The sequence below is a fragment of the Nocardia sp. NPDC004604 genome, assembly GCF_040609795.1.
GTDB lineage: Bacteria > Actinomycetota > Actinomycetes > Mycobacteriales > Mycobacteriaceae > Nocardia.
The window spans coordinates 1-1150 of record NZ_JBEXLC010000342.1 but is presented as its reverse complement, the minus strand read 5'-3'; the positions used below and the strand labels follow the sequence as shown (position 1 = coordinate 1150).

Annotated in this window: 1 protein-coding gene; it reads left to right on the top strand. The window is 67.7% G+C overall.

All coding sequences use genetic code 11. The features are described 5' to 3' along the window. Positions 1-47 precede the first annotated feature (47 nt). A partial coding sequence (locus ABZW16_RS43990) for an acyltransferase domain-containing protein (RefSeq protein ID WP_354962108.1) occupies positions 48-1150 on the top strand: 1103 nt, incomplete at its 3' end.

The following is a 1150-nucleotide window of genomic DNA, read 5'->3' as shown; positions in this document are numbered from 1 at the left end:
GGCCCAACCAGAACCGACCCCGCCGAGCCGCAGTATCAGGATTCGGCATCAGCGGCACCAACGCCCACCTCATCCTCGAACAACCACCCATCGACCCGCGAAACCCCATGACGCAGCCGGAAGCTCGTGCAGCACTCCATGCACCCTGGCTGTTGTCGGCGCGCGAGGAGAACGCACTGCGGGCCCAGGCGCAGCGGCTACGCGATCACATGCTGGCACAGCCCTCGACAGACCCCGCCGATATCGGCTACACACTCGCGACGGCCCGCCCCGGCTTCACAACGCGCGCAGCCATTTTCGGCAACAACCCCGCCGAACGTGCCCAGGCCCTGGCCGCGCTCGCCGACGGCAACGCGCATCCGGCGCTCGTGCGAGGCAGCGCGACCACCCCGGGCCGGACCGTATTCGTATTCCCCGGCCAGGGCTCGCAATGGCCCGGCATGGGCGCGGACCTACTCGACACCTCACCGGTGTTCGCCGAATGGATCGATCGCTGCGAACAGGCCCTCGCCTCGTTCGTCGACTGGTCGCTCTCGGAGGTGTTGCGCGACACCGATGCCACGCTCGAACAGGCCGATGTCGTCCAACCGGCGCTGTGGGCCGTCATGGTGTCGCTGGCCGAGACGTGGCGTGCACGCGGCGTCGAACCGGACGCGGTGATCGGTCATTCGCAGGGTGAAATCGCCGCCGCCTACCTAGCGGGCATCCTCACCCTCGACGACGCCGCCCGCATCGTCGTGCTGCGCAGTCGCATCATCACCGATCACCTCGCCGGTACCGGCACCATGATGTCGATCGCGCTGCCCGCCGAGGAGGTCCAGGACCGCCTGGACACCCATCCCGAGGTCAGCGTCGCGACCCTCAACGGACCGCAGTCGACGGTCGTCGCCGGGCCTCGCCAACGCCTGGAGGTCCTGGCGGCCGAGTTGGAGCAGCACGGCGTGCAGGTGCGGCGCATCCCGGTCGACTATGCCTCGCACACACCGCATGTCGATCGGTTACGCGCCGACTTGGATATCGCCCTCGCACCGATTGCACCGCAATCCGGTCGTATTGCCTTCTACTCCACCGTCACCGGCACCCACCTCAACGGCACCGAACTCACCACCGACTACTGGTTCCGCAACCTACGCCAACCAGTCCTGTTCCA